Consider the following 460-nt stretch of genomic DNA (forward strand, 5'->3'; position numbering starts at 1 on the left):
GCGTATAACAATACCAACAGATCAGGCGATCCAGCTTCGAATCCCGTCTCATGGCAGCAACTACACCAAGAGTGAAACCAATGATGCCGGATAATATCCAAGCTACAGCCATAAGTGCGACAGAATTCATGAATCGTTCCTGGATAATAACCGCTACAGGTTGTCTGTAGATCATTGATGTCCCCAGATCTCCCTAAATCAGCGTTTGTCCCCAGGTTAGTAATCGTTCCACGGGAGATTCATTCAATCCCCAACGTTCTTCGATTAAACTGCGCTGTTCGGCGCTTACCCTGATCATGTCTCCACCAATGTAGGCTTCGATCGGATCAACAGGAGAGAATTGCATTAATATAAAAGACAACACACTGACTCCAACCAATAGAGATACAAGTCGCAACATTTTAAAACCAACAAATCTCGCCCATCCATTCCTGCCTGTCATCCAATCTCTCCCCAATTC

At 45.2% G+C, this 460-nt stretch carries 1 pseudogene; it reads right to left on the reverse strand.

Going from position 1 to position 460, the window contains the following annotated elements:
- Positions 1-193 precede the first annotated feature (193 nt).
- Positions 194-460, reverse strand: a pseudogene (locus FMN63_RS30110) (hypothetical protein); the annotation flags it as partial.

The sequence above is a fragment of the Stappia sp. BW2 genome, from assembly GCF_008107695.1.
Taxonomy (GTDB): Bacteria; Pseudomonadota; Alphaproteobacteria; order Rhizobiales; family Stappiaceae; genus Roseibium.